Origin of the sequence: Sphingobium sp. Cam5-1 (genome assembly GCF_015693305.1) — a bacterium.
GTDB lineage: Bacteria > Pseudomonadota > Alphaproteobacteria > Sphingomonadales > Sphingomonadaceae > Sphingobium.
In genome coordinates this window covers 2400157-2415000 of sequence record NZ_CP065138.1, presented here as the reverse complement: position 1 = coordinate 2415000, position 14844 = coordinate 2400157, and the positions used below count along the sequence as shown (strand labels likewise).

At 61.6% G+C, this 14844-nt stretch carries 17 protein-coding genes, 1 tRNA gene and 2 rRNA genes (1 of these 20 only partly in view); 11 read left to right on the top strand and 9 right to left on the bottom strand.

What is annotated here, in order from left to right; all coding sequences use genetic code 11:
* The 4 genes from IZV00_RS12065 to IZV00_RS12050 all read left to right on the top strand — a co-directional run.
* Window positions 1-446, top strand: a 23S ribosomal RNA gene (locus IZV00_RS12065); it begins 2348 nt to the left of the window's first position.
* 170 nt (window positions 447-616) lie between these two features.
* Window positions 617-731 (top strand): 5S ribosomal RNA (gene rrf, locus IZV00_RS12060).
* 84 nt (window positions 732-815) lie between these two features.
* A tRNA-Met gene (locus tag IZV00_RS12055) sits at window positions 816-892 on the top strand.
* Window positions 893-1155: 263 nt separating this feature from the next.
* A complete protein-coding gene (locus IZV00_RS12050; RefSeq protein WP_196224862.1) occupies window positions 1156-2067 on the top strand; it encodes an oxidoreductase in 912 nt (303 codons plus the stop codon).
* Window positions 2068-2089: 22 nt separating this feature from the next.
* Here IZV00_RS12050 and pgeF read toward each other — a convergent pair whose 3' ends face one another.
* Window positions 2090-2848, bottom strand: a complete 759-nt coding sequence (gene pgeF, locus IZV00_RS12045; protein ID WP_196224861.1) for a peptidoglycan editing factor PgeF — start codon at window positions 2846-2848, stop codon at window positions 2090-2092.
* A 140-nt stretch (window positions 2849-2988) separates the two neighbouring features.
* Here pgeF and IZV00_RS12040 point away from each other — a divergent pair, with 140 nt between their 5' ends.
* Window positions 2989-4605 (top strand): amino acid permease, encoded by a 1617-nt coding sequence (locus IZV00_RS12040; RefSeq protein ID WP_196224860.1) that lies wholly within the window; start codon window positions 2989-2991, stop codon window positions 4603-4605.
* Window positions 4606-4645: 40 nt separating this feature from the next.
* Here IZV00_RS12040 and IZV00_RS12035 read toward each other — a convergent pair whose 3' ends face one another.
* Window positions 4646-5923: a multidrug effflux MFS transporter gene (locus IZV00_RS12035; protein ID WP_230463198.1), complete on the bottom strand. Its 1278-nt coding sequence runs from the start codon at window positions 5921-5923 to the stop codon at window positions 4646-4648.
* A gap of 198 nt (window positions 5924-6121) precedes the next feature.
* Here IZV00_RS12035 and IZV00_RS12030 point away from each other — a divergent pair, with 198 nt between their 5' ends.
* Window positions 6122-6418 carry an SEL1-like repeat protein gene (locus IZV00_RS12030; protein WP_196224859.1) on the top strand — a complete coding sequence of 99 codons (297 nt, stop codon included), beginning with the start codon at window positions 6122-6124 and terminating at the stop codon, window positions 6416-6418.
* Window positions 6419-6421: 3 nt separating this feature from the next.
* Here the strand turns inward: IZV00_RS12030 and IZV00_RS12025 are convergent, their stop codons facing one another.
* From IZV00_RS12025 to IZV00_RS12005, 5 genes are all read right to left on the bottom strand, one after another.
* Window positions 6422-7585 carry a GNAT family N-acetyltransferase gene (locus IZV00_RS12025; protein WP_196224858.1) on the bottom strand — a complete coding sequence of 388 codons (1164 nt, stop codon included), beginning with the start codon at window positions 7583-7585 and terminating at the stop codon, window positions 6422-6424.
* Window positions 7548-8183 (bottom strand): glycerophosphodiester phosphodiesterase family protein, encoded by a 636-nt coding sequence (locus tag IZV00_RS12020; protein WP_196226638.1) that lies wholly within the window; start codon window positions 8181-8183, stop codon window positions 7548-7550. The genes IZV00_RS12025 and IZV00_RS12020 overlap by 38 nt, the downstream gene beginning before the upstream one ends.
* A gap of 70 nt (window positions 8184-8253) precedes the next feature.
* A complete protein-coding gene (locus tag IZV00_RS12015) occupies window positions 8254-8718 on the bottom strand; it encodes a RidA family protein (protein ID WP_196224857.1) in 465 nt (154 codons plus the stop codon).
* Window positions 8708-9370 carry an HAD family hydrolase gene (locus tag IZV00_RS12010; RefSeq protein ID WP_196224856.1) on the bottom strand — a complete coding sequence of 221 codons (663 nt, stop codon included), beginning with the start codon at window positions 9368-9370 and terminating at the stop codon, window positions 8708-8710. The genes IZV00_RS12015 and IZV00_RS12010 overlap by 11 nt, the downstream gene beginning before the upstream one ends.
* Window positions 9367-9663, bottom strand: a complete 297-nt coding sequence (locus IZV00_RS12005; protein WP_196224855.1) for a DUF3572 family protein — start codon at window positions 9661-9663, stop codon at window positions 9367-9369. The genes IZV00_RS12010 and IZV00_RS12005 overlap by 4 nt, the downstream gene beginning before the upstream one ends.
* Window positions 9664-9734: 71 nt before the next feature.
* Here IZV00_RS12005 and IZV00_RS12000 point away from each other — a divergent pair, with 71 nt between their 5' ends.
* A complete protein-coding gene (locus IZV00_RS12000; RefSeq protein ID WP_196224854.1) occupies window positions 9735-10097 on the top strand; it encodes a response regulator in 363 nt (120 codons plus the stop codon).
* Window positions 10098-10243: 146 nt separating this feature from the next.
* On the top strand, window positions 10244-12112 hold the full coding sequence (locus IZV00_RS11995; RefSeq protein WP_196224853.1) for a PhoX family protein: 1869 nt from the start codon (window positions 10244-10246) through the stop codon (window positions 12110-12112).
* A 196-nt stretch (window positions 12113-12308) separates the two neighbouring features.
* On the opposite strand, the gene rpmG is transcribed toward IZV00_RS11995, so the two are convergent.
* Window positions 12309-12476 (bottom strand): 50S ribosomal protein L33, encoded by a 168-nt coding sequence (gene rpmG, locus IZV00_RS11990; RefSeq protein WP_007687342.1) that lies wholly within the window; start codon window positions 12474-12476, stop codon window positions 12309-12311.
* Between the two features lie 207 nt (window positions 12477-12683).
* Here rpmG and IZV00_RS11985 point away from each other — a divergent pair, with 207 nt between their 5' ends.
* From IZV00_RS11985 to IZV00_RS11975, 3 genes are all read left to right on the top strand, one after another.
* A complete protein-coding gene (locus IZV00_RS11985) occupies window positions 12684-13016 on the top strand; it encodes a hypothetical protein (protein WP_196224852.1) in 333 nt (110 codons plus the stop codon).
* A 15-nt stretch (window positions 13017-13031) separates the two neighbouring features.
* A complete protein-coding gene (locus IZV00_RS11980; RefSeq protein ID WP_196224851.1) occupies window positions 13032-13598 on the top strand; it encodes a TMEM165/GDT1 family protein in 567 nt (188 codons plus the stop codon).
* 133 nt (window positions 13599-13731) lie between these two features.
* Window positions 13732-14223: a Dps family protein gene (locus IZV00_RS11975; RefSeq protein WP_196224850.1), complete on the top strand. Its 492-nt coding sequence runs from the start codon at window positions 13732-13734 to the stop codon at window positions 14221-14223.
* A gap of 68 nt (window positions 14224-14291) precedes the next feature.
* On the opposite strand, the gene IZV00_RS11970 is transcribed toward IZV00_RS11975, so the two are convergent.
* Window positions 14292-14762 carry a GreA/GreB family elongation factor gene (locus IZV00_RS11970; RefSeq protein ID WP_196224849.1) on the bottom strand — a complete coding sequence of 157 codons (471 nt, stop codon included), beginning with the start codon at window positions 14760-14762 and terminating at the stop codon, window positions 14292-14294.
* Between the last annotated feature and the right edge of the window lie 82 nt (window positions 14763-14844).

Here is a 14844-nt window from a genome sequence, read left to right as displayed (position 1 = left end):
GGTACGCCGGGGATAACAGGCTGATGATTCCCAAGAGCTCATATCGACGGAATCGTTTGGCACCTCGATGTCGGCTCATCACATCCTGGGGCTGGAGCAGGTCCCAAGGGTTTGGCTGTTCGCCAATTAAAGTGGTACGTGAGCTGGGTTCAGAACGTCGCGAGACAGTTTGGTCCCTATCTGCCGTGGGCGTCGAAATTTGAGAGGAGTTGACCCTAGTACGAGAGGACCGGGTTGAACATACCTCTGGTGTACCTGTCGTCGTGCCAACGGCGCAGCAGGGTAGCTATGTATGGACGGGATAACCGCTGAAAGCATCTAAGCGGGAAGCCTCCCTCAAGATAAGATTTCTTCGAGCGGTCGTAGACCACGACCTTGATAGGCCGGATGTAGAAGTGTGGTAACATATGGAGCTAACCGGTCCTAATTGCTCTGATCGCGCTTAAACGGTCCCTGCAAAAGTAATACTTTTGTAGGATCGTAGAGTCCCACCATCAATGACAATGCTGGAAACAGCGTCAGCCATTGAGCGTGGTGATCACCTCAAGCCAGATAACAACTGAAATACACTTACCGTGCACGGCATCGATTATAACCCAAAGCGCAAGCTTCATTGCTTGGTGACCATAGCGTCTGTGACCCACCCGATCCCATCCCGAACTCGGCCGTGAAACCAGTCTGCGCCGATGGTACTGTGGCTCAAGCCCCGGAAGAGTAGGGCGTCGCCAGGCATTGAAGCTTGCGCTTTGAAATAAAAACCCATCACATGTTTTACAAAAGGGCGGCCCATAAAGCCGCCCTTTTGCCTTTGGTGACGCGGGATGGAGCAGCCCGGTAGCTCGTCAGGCTCATAACCTGAAGGTCGTAGGTTCAAATCCTACTCCCGCAACCAACGGTCCCCAAACGAAAGCCTCCAGCGTGAAATACGCCGGGGGTTTCGTCGTTTATATGGCGCGTGAGCCCAAGGGCGACAGAATTTTTTCCGAACATCTCGAGCAATGTCGAGACGTCCAGCACCGATTCTGCCAGCACCTTGTTCAACTTGCACTTCTCCTCCTCCAGCTCTCCATGCCATTCGCCAAGTCGATCAGCCTTGTCTTCTCATCCACAATTGGTGACCAAGGATCGATAAGGTGCGGAGGAGGGGAGACTGGAATGGGGTTCACCAATGAGCAGGTGCCGGATCAGCACGGCCGCACGATCCTGGTCACCGGCGCTAACACCGGTATCGGCTTCGAGACCGCCAAGCTTCTGGCAGCAAAAGGCGCGCAGGTGCTGCTCGGCTGTCGCGACGCAGCTAGAGGCGCCGATGCAATGGCGCAGATTGCGGCCGCAACTCCCGGCGCGAAACTTGATCTCATCCTACTCGATCAGGCAGATCTGGAAAGCGTCCGAACCGCAGCCGAAAGGGTTGCCAGCGAACCCAGGCTCGACGTCCTGATCAACAATGCGGGCGTGATGATACCGCCCCTTATCCGTACAGCCCAAGGGTTCGAGCTTCAATTTGGCGTGAACCATTTGGGGACCTTCGCGCTGACGGCGCTTTTATTGCCGAAGCTCGCCGAAACCGCCGGTTCGCGGGTGGTCGTTACGTCCAGCCTGGCACATCGTCAGGGGCGCATGCTGTGGGACGATTGGAACGCCGAGAAAAGCTACCGTCCCAACGTCTATTATGCCCAAAGCAAGCTGGCCAACCTGCTGTTCGCCCTTGAACTCGACCGAAGGCTACGGGCTGCGGCATCTCCGGTGAGCGCCATCGGCTGCCATCCCGGTGTTTCCCTGACCGAACTCATGCGCCATCTTCCCCGATGGACAAAACCGTTGCTGCCTGTTGTGCGGCCTCTTTTCAATCCGGTGGCGGCGGCAGCGTGGCCGACTCTTCAGGCTGCTACCGATCCGAATGCAAAGGGTGGCGATTATTTCGGACCCCAGGGGGGATGGGAAATGCGCGGCGAGTCAGGACCTGCGCTGATCGACAAGCGCGCCAGCGGCACTGAGGATGCCCGGCGGCTTTGGGATCTTTCGATTGAGCTGACGGGGATCGATCCGGGACTGCCACCTGGCTGACCAGCCGACGCAGGCTGCTGCATCAGCCGACGGCAATCATGGAAATCTGCCGTCCATAACTTGGCTCCCCCAGATGACACGAACGGCGATAGCTGAAGAAACGATCGGGCTGGCAATAGGTGTCCTCATCCATCATCTCCACCCGGCCGATCCCCGCCTGAGCCAGACGCGCCGCGACATAGGCCGCAATGTCGAACTGGCAATGACCTTCGCGCCCTGCGGAGAAGAAGCGGCCATTTTCCACATCCTCTTCCTCGAAATTGCGGGCGAAATCGACCGTGACCTCATAAGAAGCGCGACTGATACAGGGGCCGATCGCGGCGCTAATTCGCTCACGCCGGGCGCCCAGTTTTTCCATCGCCCCCAGCGTGCTATCCGTCACTCCCGATATGGCGCCCTTCCAACCCGCATGCGCCGCGCCCACCACCCCGGCTTCGGGGTCCGCGAGCAGCACCGGCACGCAATCGGCCGTCAATATGCCGAGGATAAGGCCGGGGCGATCCGTCACCATGGCATCGGCTGCTGGGCGATCCGCCTCATCTATTGCGCCGGTGATGGTCACCACGTCCGGCGAATGAACCTGCCGTACCGTGACCAATGCCGCGCCGGGCAGCAGCGCATCCCTCGCCAGGTCGCGGTTGCGCAGGATCGCCTCTCGCTCATCCATGGAACCCAGGCCCACGTTCAAGCCAGCATGCACCCCGGCCGATACACCGCCACGACGTCCGGCAAAGCCATGCGGCACATCGTGCAGGCTGGCGGCGCGCAGCAGTTCGATCATCAGTAGCTCCCTTGGACAAATGTGCCGAAGTCGCGCAACATACTTGCGCGGGCCATAATAGGCGATAGTCTCTGCGGCAGATATAACGGGTCGGCTTCGCGGCGGATCGGGGACAAGATGACAGGCAAAGGGCTCCACGCATGATCTTCGGGCGCATCAAGCCATTGGACGCCATATTGGCGACTGCGGAAAAAAAGTCGCTCGTTCGGACATTGGGGCCGATACAGCTCACGCTTCTGGGTGTCGGTGCCATCATAGGGACCGGCATTTTCGTACTGACCGCCGCCGCCGCGCAAAAGGCCGGGCCGGGCATGATGTGGAGCTTCGTCATCGCCGGGGCAGTCTGCGCTTTTGCGGCGCTTTGCTATTCGGAACTGGCCTCGATGGTGCCGGTGTCGGGTTCAGCCTATACCTATACCTATGCGGTGGTGGGCGAATTGCTGGCCTGGATGGTGGGTTGGGCGCTGATCCTGGAATATGCTGTGGCCGCCAGTGCCGTTTCGGTGGGCTGGTCCGGCTATTTCATGGGCTTGATGAAAAGCATGACTGGGCTGGAGCTACCCCACGCCCTGTCAGCAGGGCCGGCCTGGAGCTTCAACGGTTTCATCCCGCATGCCGATTTTTCGCATGGCGTCATCAATATTCCGGCCATCGTCGTCGCGCTGGCAGTGACCACCTTGCTCGTCATCGGCACGACGGAAAGCGCGCGGGTCAACGCGGTACTGGTCGCGGTCAAGGTCGCGGCGCTGACCGCCTTTATCGCGTTGACACTGCCCGCGCTGGACAAGGGCAATTTCTCCCCCTTCACGCCCAATGGATGGTTCGGACCTCAGGGCACGAGCGGGATGGGCGTTGTTGGGGCGGCGGCCTCCATCTTCTTCGCCTATGTGGGCTTTGATGCTGTTTCGACCGCAGCGGAGGAGACCAAGAATCCGCAGCGTAATGTACCGATCGGCCTCATCGGCAGCCTGGCGATTTGCACCGTCTTCTATCTGCTGGTCGCTGCGGGCGCGATTGGCGCGATTGGCGCCCAGCCGGTCCTTGGTCTGGACGGTTCGATCGTCGCACCTGGATCGGTCGGTTTCGCTCAAGCCTGCGCGACCGCAGCCCATGCGGGGGATCTGGTCTGCTCGAATGAAGCGCTCGCCCATGTTCTGCGCTCGATCAACTGGACCGTGGTCGGAAACGCGCTGGGTCTTGCGGCCAATCTGGCGCTCCCGTCGGTCATCCTGATGATGATGTTCGGTCAGACCCGCATCTTTTTCGTGATGGCGCGCGACGGGCTGCTGCCGGAAAAGCTTGCCAGCATCCATCCACGTTTCAAGACGCCGCACATCGTAACCATGGTGACGGGCGTCTTTGTCGCCATCGCCGCGGCGCTGCTGCCGGTGGGCCAGCTGGCTGACATTTCCAATTCCGGCACGCTCTTCGCCTTCTTCATGGTGGCGATCGCCGTGCTGGTGCTGCGCGTGCGTGATCCCAATCGCCCTCGTCCCTTCAGAACCCCCGCCATCTGGTTCTTCGCGCCAATGGCGGCCTTCGGTTGCCTCTTCCTCTTCTTCAACCTGCCCGTGGATGCGCAACTCGTGCTTCCGGTCTGGGGCGGAGTGGGGCTGCTGCTCTATTTCCTATATGGCTATCGTAAGAGTCATGTTGCGCGCGGCCTCGTCGAAACGCATGAGCAGGATGCCGATGTCCCGCCGATGCCGGTGCCACCGATGCCCGGTGCGCATACGCCGGGCGGGCGCGACGCCTGATCGGGTGAGGAAGGCGGCGGCGTGATCGCCGCCTTTCTTTTCAGTGGACGGGATCGAATTCCGGTTCTCGCAACGCGGCATGATGTGGGCGGGTGAACAGCTTCCCGCGTTCGGCGAACAGGACGATCAGAAGCGCCGCGATCCCGAAGACCAGCATACCGATCGTCAGAGGGATGGTCGTCCCGTTGAACGCCCGCCCGACCACGCTGCCCAAGGCGCTGGACAGCGCTGTGGTCATAAACGCCTGAAAGGAAGACGCCGCGCCCGCTCCCTTGGCGAAAGGCTCCATGGAAATCGCGCCGAAATTGGACGCGGTGAAAGCGACGGCCATCATCGTTGCCGACTGGAAGAACATGAAGGTGAACATGCTTTCCAGGCCGGATGTAATCACGACAAGATGGATGGCGCTCGTCGCAATCATGGACAGAACCGCACCCTGGCTCAGCCGCCGGGCGCCGAATCGCGATACGAGGCGGCTGTTCAACAGGCTGCCGACCCCCATGCTGCCCGCCATGATCGCAAAAGCTATCGGGAAGAATGACTGGGCATGAAACAGGTCGAAGAAAATCTGCTGCACCGACAGGATGAAGCCGATGAGCCCGCTCATCACCACGCCGCTCGCCAGCATATATCCTGCCGAACTGCGATTGGTGAGTACCACCGCCATCGTGCGAAAGATTGTTGATGGGTTCATCCGCAGCCTGTTTTCCGGCTTCAGCGTCTCGGGCATGCGTATGACCATCCAGATCAGGATAAACGCCGCCTGAATAGCCAGAATCCAGAATATCCATCGCCATGGCGCGAACCACAGGATCGCCTGCCCAAAACTGGGCGCCATCACGGGTATCAACATGAATACGGCGAGGATGAGCGACATGACCCTGGCCATGGCGTCTCCCTTGAACCGGTCGCGAATGATGCCCACGGCGATCACCCGGCTCGCTCCGGCAAAGAAGCCTGCCGACACCCGGCCCAGCAGCATCAGGGGAAAGCTGTGCGCCACCGCGCACCCTATGGTGGACAGGATGAACATCGCCAATGCGCCGCCCATCACGGGTTTACGCCCGAACCGATCGGACAGGATGCCGAACAGCAGAGATCCAGCGCCCAATCCCAGGAAATAGACGCTGATGATGAGCTGCCGGTCATTGGCATTGGCGATCCCCAGATCGTGCCCCATGGCGGGCAGCGCGGGCAACATCGGATCGGTCGACAGCGCATTCATCGCCATCAGGCAAGCGCTCAGCACCACGAATTCGCGAAAGCCGATGTCTTTCTTTGGTTGTGCGATGGCGACCGGGGGAGAAGCATTGGTCATGGCGCGGCTATGGGATCAATCCGGTTGCTATGCCAGCCCAAGATCACGCGGCCTGCCGCATTAACCTTGTCCCGCCCAAGACCTTTGGGCGCTGATGCATAAACCCTCAAACCAGCGTTAACCATTTTTTATCCCCTGCCGGTGCACCGTGCGGCCTGTCGAAAACCATTATCTCGAAATCCACAGGGGGATTCGGTCGTGGCAAACAGTCTGAAAACTGCTCAGTTTCTGATGGAAAGCCGCCTGCCAGTGGCGGGCTGGGAATCGGCGGAGGCCTGTTTCGATCTGGGCGTCGCCTATAGCTGCGGAACGGGTGGCAAGTCGGTCGATCTGATCGAAGCGCATAAATGGTTCAACCTCGCCGCGCTGCGTGGCAATGAGGAAGGGCAGGCGATGCGCGCCGAGATCGCCGAAGAAATGACGGCCCGCGAAATCGCCGAGGCGCAGCGTCAGGCGCGCGCCTGGATTGCCGCAAACCAACTGCGCGCCGCCTGATCGTCAGCCTTGCTTGCGGAACGGCGCCCGTTCGCTAAGCCAGATCCGGTCCTGTTGCACGCCAGTCCGTTCGGCAGCGAGAAATTCAGCGACGGCCCGGCGGAACGAAGCGTTGGGCAGGAAGTGCGCTGAATAAGTAGGCTCCGGTCCATATCCTCGCGCCAGCTTATGTCCCCCTTGGGCTCCGGCCTCGACGCGGGACAGCCCCAGCGCGATGGCGACGTCGATCGCCTGATAATAGCATAGCTCGAAATGCAGATTGGGCACGTCCTCGGCGCAACCCCAATAGCGGCCATAGAGCGCCTCCTCACCAATCAGGTTGAGCGCCCCTGCAATCGGCCTGCCGTGACGCTGCGCCAGCATCAGCAGCACCCGATCCGCCATATTTTCCCCCAGCATCGAGAAAAAGGCCCGCGTCAGATAGGGCCGCCCCCATTTGCGCGATCCGGTATCCTGGTAAAAATGCCAAAAGGCGTCCCAATGCGCTTCCTTGAGGTCGCTGCCGGTCAGGTGAACGATCTCCAGCCCCTCGACCGCGCGTGCGCGTTCCTTGCGGATATTCTTGCGCTTGGCGCTCGACAGGCTGCTCAGAAAATCGTCGAAGTCGCGATAGCCGCGATTGATCCAGTGGAACTGGCTGTCTTCGCGGATCAGCCAACCCGCCGCTTCGAACAGCGGGACCTGCGCTGGATCGATGAAGGTTGCATGCGCGGACGACAGGCCGTTGCGCTCCACCAAAGTCTCGATCCCCGCGATCAGCGCCGGTGCCAGCCCGGCATCGCGCAGCAGCAATCGCGGCCCCGGCACAGGGGAGAAGGGCGCAGCGAGCTGAATCTTGGGATAATATTGCCCCCCCGCGCGCTCCCACGCGTCGGCCCAGCCATGGTCGAACACATATTCGCCCTGGCTATGCGTCTTGCCGTAAAGAGGCGCTGCGGCGGCAATCTGTCCGTTGGCACCATCGATCAGCATCGGCAAGGGCTGCCACCCGGTTCCGGGGCCGACGCTGCCCGATCGTTCCAGCGCGGCCAGAAAATCCCAGCTCATGAACGGGTTGGCGGTTCCGGCGCAGGCGTCCCACTGATCACGTGGCAGTTCCGCAACCCCGCCAGCGACCCGCACCAGGCATTCAGTCACGCGGAACCTCAAATATGATCTGGTCCGCATGGCGGGCGGCCGCAGCATGATCGGCCTTCGTGCGCACCGTCCAGGTCAGCACGGCCAGACCGCGCGCACGCGCCCGAGCTGCGAAACGGGAAGGAAGGTCACGAACATCACAAGCGATAAAGTCGGGTTTCGCCGCCCAAAGTGCAAGACCGCGCCGTGCAACGCCCCGCCATCCTGCGTCATCCTGCTCCGTCACCACAAGGCCCCGCACTGTCTGCGGCATGTGCCGGGCAAACCAGCGCATCGCGACGGGGTTGAAAGACATGATGGCGGCCAGAGCATCCGGATGCTTTGCCAGATCGCGGGCTACCGCTGCACAAAGGGGCGCGACATGGCGGCCCGTGACCTTCAATTCAATCAGCAGCGGGACCGTTTGCCCGCATGCCTGCAACAGCGTCTCCAGCCGTGGAATGCCGCCCCCGTCCGCCAATCTCATATGCTCAAGGCGTTCGGCCCGATGGTCCGACAGCAACCCCTCGATACCGATCATTCGTGAGAGGGCGGCGTCGTGAAAGACCATCGCGACGCCATCCCGGCTCAGCCGGACATCGCATTCGATGCCATCGCCTTGCGCAATGGCCGCGCGAAAAGCGGCCATGCCGTTTTCACTGATGCCCGCCCCATGCAGCCCGCGATGGGCGAAGGGGCGGGCGGTCAGGAAGGAAAGATCAGGCCGCAGGCCGGACAAGGACGACCGCGTCGATCTCAACCACGGCGCCCAACGGCAGCACCGGCACGCCCACCGCGCTGCGGGCGTGCTTGCCTGCCTCGCCGAAAACCTCGACCATCAGTTCCGACGCGCCATTGGCCACCTTGGGTTGATCGGTGAAGCTCGGGGCGCTGCTAATGAAAGCGCCCAGCTTCACGATCCGCTCAACCCGGTCCAGGCTGCCAAGCGCCGCCTTAATCTGTGCAATGAGGTTGAGGCCGCATGCCCGCGCCGCCTTGACGCCATAATCAAGGTCGCGGTCTTCGCCGAGACGGCCCGTCATCAACTGTCCTTCGGAAAGCGAAATCTGGCCGGAAATATGCAGCAGGCCATTGGCTTCCACTGCTGCGACATAGGCGGCCACCGGTGCGGCGGCTTCGGGCAGGGTGATGCCAAGTTCGGCAAGGCGGGCTTCAACGCTCATTTGGGACTCCATCTGGGTTATCCATGTTTAATGGTGCGGGGCCGTCGGCAAGCCGATCGGCGATCCACCTCTCCGCCGTTGCCCAGTCGTCTATCCGGGCGTGGGCATAGGGGGCGGCATCGACGTCAGCTGAAATTTCAGGTTCGCCCACCATATGCAGTCTCCACACGCCCGGCGCATGCTCGGTTACGGATTCATGATGCTCGGCCAGGTCGTCGATGAACAGCGCGGCCGACGGACGCCGCTCGGCGACGATCGCGGCCAGCGGCGCGCCCTTGGGTCCATGGTTCCAATGCACCGGAAAATCGAGGCCATGCGCCGCCAGCTGCTCCACACGCTTCTGATGATGCCGCTCGCCGATATTGGTGAGCACGACGATATCGGCCATGCGCGACAGCCTGCCCATCGCTTCGACCGCCCCGGCGATCGGCATCTGGCGATGCATCTCGGTATCGAAAAAGCCCACCAGCAGCTGCCAGACCAGTTCGCGTTCCAGCGGGATGCCGCTGTCCTTGTGGCGCAGCGCCTCGGCAAAGCCACGCTCGCGCATATCGAAATGGACGTCATGATGCTCGTCCAGCCATTCGCGGAACGGGACGACCATGTGCAGCAACACCTCGTCGCAATCCGTGATGATCAGGGGACGGTTCATCGGCCCAGCGCCCGCCGCGCCGCGATCAGCGCCTCTGCCTTGGTATCAAGCGCCTCGGCACAGGCGATCAAATCCGGCTCATGATCGGCCAGAAAATCCAGCACCGCCCGCAGGACCGAAGGATTATTCACGCCAGCGCGCAACGCGTCCGCGTCCAGTCCAGTGAGCGCCAGCAGCCGATCCGCCCGCTGCTCATCGCCCAGGGTCCAGGCAAGCGCCATCAGGGCCAGCGTCAGGGCTTCTTCGCCATCGGCCGGGCCAAGTTGCTTGCTATCGGGGCTGTCGGAACGCATGATTGATTCTCGGCAAGGGGCAATTGTATCAGCGCGCTTTTAATATGCGCATCATTTAACGCGGGTGACTGGTGGCAAAGCGCGTGCTCGTTGTCGAGGACAACGAACTCAATCTCAAACTTTTTTGCGACCTTCTGCGCGCGCATGGCCATGAAGTGCTGCCATTGCGGGATGGGCGCGACGTCGTTTCGCAAGCGCTGGAGTTCCGCCCGGATCTGGTGATCACCGACATTCACCTGCCCCATGTCAGCGGCCTCGACCTGATCGTCTCGCTGAAGCGCGATCCGCGTTTGGCATCCGTCCCGATCATGGCCGTGACCGCCTATGCCGGAAAGGGCGACGAAGACCGGATTCGCGGCGCGGGCGCGCAGGCCTATGTGTCGAAGCCCATTTCGGTGCTGCGCTTTGTCGAGCAGGTGAATGCCCTGCTGTGACGGCGGGCGATGATGTCATCGGACCGTCATCGGTCTTTCATGCCCATGTCCCTGAAATGAAGCGCTGATTTCACGCAGCGCTGCCAAGCCCCGGCCCAGGGACGCGGCATTCCGCCGACAGTCCAATCTGGAAACAGGGGTAATTCATGTCTCACCTTACTGACGAGGCGCGCGCGCCATTTCGCGATGCGGAACCCAGCATCGACGCAGGCAATAACTGCCTCGAAGCCATCGTCGCCGCCAATCCCGGCCGCCGTTCCGTGCTGAAGAACGGTCTGCTGGGGCTTTCGATTCTGCCGATGCTCGGCACGTTGGCGGCCTGCGGTGATGATGAGGATACCGCCTTCCCAACCCCGACGCCTGGCCCCACGCCTACTCCGACGCCCGCGCCCAGCTATGCGATTGCCTTCGCGCCGGTTGCCGCCAACCAGAATGATACCGTGACGGTCCCGGCTGGCTACACCGTCGATGTCCTGCTGAAGGCGGGGGACTCCGTTGAGGCTGGCACCCCCTATTCCGGCAGCTTCCCGACCCCAGCTGACGCCGAAAAATGGGCGGGCGGCAACCATGATGGCATGGAATATTTCGCGCTGTCCGGCACCGACGCCAACAGTGGTGGACTGATCGCGATCAATCATGAATATCCCGACACCCAAATCCTGTTCGCAGGCAGCTATGATGCGGCCGCGGCAACAGCCGACCAGAAAGCGCTGGCGCTCTCCGCGGTTGGCATCTCGGTGGTGGAAGTCGCCAAGGGCACTGACGGTAAATGGGCCATCAAGGCAGGCTCGCGCTTCAACAAGCGCTACACCGGCAACAGCAGCTATCGCGCGGGCGGACCCGCTGCGGGCCAATTGTCCGGCACGATCAAGGGCATGCTCAACAATTGCTCGTCCGGCCGCACGCCCTGGGGCACTTATCTGACCTGCGAAGAGACTACGGACAATTATCTCGACCCGACGCAGCCCGCGCAAAATTACGGATGGGTGGTTGAAATCGACCCCTATCAGGAACTGGCCGATCCGACGAAGCGCACCGCCATGGGCCGGTTCGACCATGAAAATGTCGCGCATATGGCCGACAGCAACAACCGCGTCGCCTTTTACATGGGTGACGACAGCACGCCGGGCTGCATCTATAAATTCGTGCCCGATCGCGCGTTCAGCACATCCAACCGCGCCGCCAATACCGGCATGCTGGATTATGGCACGCTCTACGTCGCCCGCTTCAACGCCGACGGTACGGGCGAATGGCGCGCTCTGGTGCAGGGGCAGAATGGCCTGCTGCCCGGCGCTTCGGACCCCGGCAACGTCAGCCAGAGCACGACGCCGCCCGCGCCGGTCGTCGTCAACTTCAATAGCCAGGCGGATGTGCTGATCAACACCAAGTCGGCCGCGCGCGTCGCGGGCGGCACCGTGATGGATCGTCCGGAATGGCTCACTGTCGCGCCGGACAACAGCGCCATCTATTGCACGCTCACCAACAATAGCGGCCGTCAGGTCACCGACGCGGCCAATCCGCGCACGCGCAACCTCCACGGTCACATCATCAAGTTCAAGGAGAAGGACAATTCGCCGCTGGCGACGACCTTCACCTGGGAAATCTTCCTGCTGGCGGGCGATCCCGCCCTGGCCTCCGGCGGGGCCAATCTGGTCGGCAATATCAATGGCGACACTTTCTCCAGCCCGGACGGCATCCGCATCGATCCGCAGGGTCGCCTGTGGGTGCAGACGGACCACAGTGTCCCCGGCAATTCGGGCGTGACCGGCACGACCATCGATCAGGCCTTTGGCCACAACGCGATGTTCTATGTCGATCAGACCAGCAAGCAGTCCAAGCGCTTCCTGGTCGGCCCTGCTGGGTGCGAGATCACCGGCATCGCCTACACGCCGGACCTCAAGACCTTCTTCGTCAACATCCAGCATCCCACGGGCGACTGGCCGGTCGCGGGGCAGCAGCCGCGCTCATCGACCATCGTCGTGACGCGCACCGACGGTCAGCCGGTCGGCAACTGATGGGTGGGAGGGCTTTATGCCCTCCTCCGTTCGCTTCGAGCGAAGTCGAACAGCCTCTCAAAACCGTTTCTCGACACGTGCGAAACGAATGGAAGCGCAGTTCCCATGACACAAGGAAAGGCCCGCTCCCTGACAGGGGCGGGCCTTTGCCATCGAAGCCATCAAATGGATCGAAGCGACCGAAGCCGTCTTCAGATCACTTGATCTTGGCTTCCTTGAACTCGACATGCTTGCGCACGACCGGGTCATACTTACGGAAGCTCAGCTTCTCGGTCTTCGTGCGCGGGTTCTTCTTGGTAACATAGAAGAAACCGGTGTCAGCCGAGCTGACGAGGCGAATCTTGACGGTTGCTGGCTTGGCCATGGCCCTGGTTCCTGGTCGTGAATATCGTGAAAAAGAGAAGCGGCCCCGTGAAGGGCCGCCCCGTTTCAGCAGCCGCCCATGAGGGAGATTCGGGATAATGTCAAGACGCGCGTGGCGGCCGATGCGGCTCCATGCTAGACTTTACGCGGCCTTAACAGGTTCTGGTGCAGGTTGTTATCGGAGCGACAGGACAGGGGGATGCTTCCCATGCGACATGATCCGATGCTGGCCATTCTTGCAGATATGCTGCGCCGCGTCGACGGCCTTGCGGGGCAGCGCGGGCAGGTGAGCCTGCTGCGATGGAGCGATGAAGTTGACCAGATTCGCCATGTCGCCCGCGCCTATCATCTCGATAGCGTCGAAGGGCTGGCGGACACGCTGCAATCCGCGCTGTCGTTGCAGGGCACGGGGCCGGTCATATTGTCCTACCTCGACCTGATGCGGGATGCCATCGCGGCGGAAATGTCCGATGCGCAGGTGATACCGATCCTCATGGCAGCGAAACCGGCAGCGACCGCCGGAACGCCGCTTTCCTGCTGACGACCGCCCCTGCCGATGGATGCATTGCTGACCGCGCTGCTCGGATGCTTCCTGGCTGAGATTGGCGACAAGAATCAATTGCTGGTGCTGACGCTGGCGACGCGTTTCAGCCGCGATGGCGCGATCATTGCGGGCATCATGCTGGCCGCCGCGGCCAATGCGGCGATCGGCGCCGTCGCGGGCGCTTTTCTGGCGCCGATGCTGGGTTCTGATGCGCGGCTGCTGTTTCTTGCCCTGGCCGTGCTGTTCTTGGGCATAGGTCTTCTTTGGCGGGTGAAGGCTCCCGATCCGCTCGCAGAATGGCCGACGGGGCCGTTCCTCACCACGGCGCTGGGGCTGTTTATCCTTGGCTTTGGCGACGGCTCTCAATTCCTGATACTGGGCATCGCGACGCGGACGGCCGAGCCATTGCTGGCCGGAGTTGGCGGCGCGGTCGGCGTGACGGCGGCGCTTGTTCCGGTCGTCTTGCTCCGTGACCGCGTCCTGCCTGTAAGGCCCGTCAGGGCAATCCGCCTGACCGCCGCCGCGTTGATGCTGATCATCGCGTTGATGCTGGGCGTAACCGCCATGGGGCTGGTGTAGGCGCTCTTACTGATCGACGGAATGGATCAGTCTGAGCGATGATTTCGTCGGGTAATTCCTGCGGGGGAATGGCACCTTATTGCCATCAGATCATTATACCCCCGAAATCATTTTCACGAGCCAGGAGCAAGATATGACAGCCCCCGACCTCAAGACACCCACCGACCTGCGCAGCAACGCCACAAAGTCCGTGGCTCAAGCGCTCAACGGCGTGCTCGCGGACAGCTATGCGCTGTATTTCAAGACCAAGAATTTCCACTGGCATGTGTCGGGGCCGCATTTCCGCGACTATCACCTGATGTTCGATGAGCAGGCGGCGCAAATCCTGGCGGTAACCGATGCCATTGCCGAACGCGTGCGCAAGACCGGCAACACCACCCTGCGGTCGATCGGCGACATTGGCCGCCACCAGTCGATCAAGGATAATGACGCGGAATATGTCAGCCCCGCCGACATGTTGAACGAACTGCGCGAGGATAATCTTCGCCTCGTCGAATCGCTACGGGCCGCCAAATCCGCCGCCACCGAAGCGGGTGACAACGCGACCGAAGGCATTGTCGATGACTGGACGGATCAGGCCGAAGAGCGCGCCTGGTTCCTCTTCGAAGCTGGCCGCAACGGCTGACACATTAAAAAGGCCCTCCAGCATAAAACTGGAGGGCTTTTCTATTGCAAGGCCTCTGATGACCGGCGCTATTCTCCGTCGATCGTTTCGATGGCCATGATGGTGATCGCGCCCGGTTTGCCCGCGAAGTCGATTCTCTCGCCCGCTTCCGCATCCATCATCGCGCGCGCAAGCGGCGCGGTGAAGGCGATCCGCCCCTCCGCCGGTTCCGCCTCGTCATCGCCGACAATGTCGATCCGCTTTTCCGTGCCGTTCAGCCGGTACGTCACGCGCGAACCAAAGGTCACCGCGTCCCCCGCCGCTGCTGGCTGAAGATGCGCCGTCGCCAGCCGCGTACGCCAGTAGCGCAGTTCGCGCTTATGCTTTTTCGCATCCTCTTCAGCCATGGCCGCCGCATCCATCGCTTCCAGCGCCTCGACCTTCTCGCGCGTCAGCCGCAGCCCGCGCGTCGTCACCCAATTGGGGCCCGGCGGAATCGGAATCTCGAACGTTGGCTCCAGATGCTCCTCGTCGCTCTCGCGGCGAAAGGCGACACTCATGGCACACTCCTCAACAAAGGCCTGCTCACCCCTGCACCAAGGTCGAGATCGCCGATCTTCTTTTCAAGGGAAGGCCGGGCTG

Excerpts from the sequence above, each read along its gene's own strand:
- IZV00_RS11975 (WP_196224850.1), top strand. The coding sequence starts at position 13,732 with ATGACAGCCCCCGACCTCAAGACACCCACCGACCTGCGCAGCAACGCC.
- IZV00_RS11980 (WP_196224851.1), top strand. The coding sequence starts at position 13,032 with ATGGATGCATTGCTGACCGCGCTGCTCGGATGCTTCCTGGCTGAGATT.
- rpmG (WP_007687342.1), bottom strand. The coding sequence starts at position 12,476 with ATGGCCAAGCCAGCAACCGTCAAGATTCGCCTCGTCAGCTCGGCTGAC.
- IZV00_RS11985 (WP_196224852.1), top strand. The coding sequence starts at position 12,684 with ATGCGACATGATCCGATGCTGGCCATTCTTGCAGATATGCTGCGCCGC.
- IZV00_RS11995 (WP_196224853.1), top strand. The coding sequence starts at position 10,244 with ATGTCTCACCTTACTGACGAGGCGCGCGCGCCATTTCGCGATGCGGAA.
- IZV00_RS12050 (WP_196224862.1), top strand. The coding sequence starts at position 1,156 with ATGGGGTTCACCAATGAGCAGGTGCCGGATCAGCACGGCCGCACGATC.
- IZV00_RS12035 (WP_230463198.1), bottom strand. The coding sequence starts at position 5,923 with ATGACCAATGCTTCTCCCCCGGTCGCCATCGCACAACCAAAGAAAGAC.
- IZV00_RS12040 (WP_196224860.1), top strand. The coding sequence starts at position 2,989 with ATGATCTTCGGGCGCATCAAGCCATTGGACGCCATATTGGCGACTGCG.
- IZV00_RS12015 (WP_196224857.1), bottom strand. The coding sequence starts at position 8,718 with ATGAGCGTTGAAGCCCGCCTTGCCGAACTTGGCATCACCCTGCCCGAA.
- IZV00_RS12020 (WP_196226638.1), bottom strand. The coding sequence starts at position 8,183 with ATGGCCGCTTTTCGCGCGGCCATTGCGCAAGGCGATGGCATCGAATGC.
- IZV00_RS12010 (WP_196224856.1), bottom strand. The coding sequence starts at position 9,370 with ATGAACCGTCCCCTGATCATCACGGATTGCGACGAGGTGTTGCTGCAC.
- IZV00_RS12005 (WP_196224855.1), bottom strand. The coding sequence starts at position 9,663 with ATGCGTTCCGACAGCCCCGATAGCAAGCAACTTGGCCCGGCCGATGGC.
- pgeF (WP_196224861.1), bottom strand. The coding sequence starts at position 2,848 with ATGATCGAACTGCTGCGCGCCGCCAGCCTGCACGATGTGCCGCATGGC.
- IZV00_RS12025 (WP_196224858.1), bottom strand. The coding sequence starts at position 7,585 with ATGCGGACCAGATCATATTTGAGGTTCCGCGTGACTGAATGCCTGGTG.
- IZV00_RS11970 (WP_196224849.1), bottom strand. The coding sequence starts at position 14,762 with ATGAGTGTCGCCTTTCGCCGCGAGAGCGACGAGGAGCATCTGGAGCCA.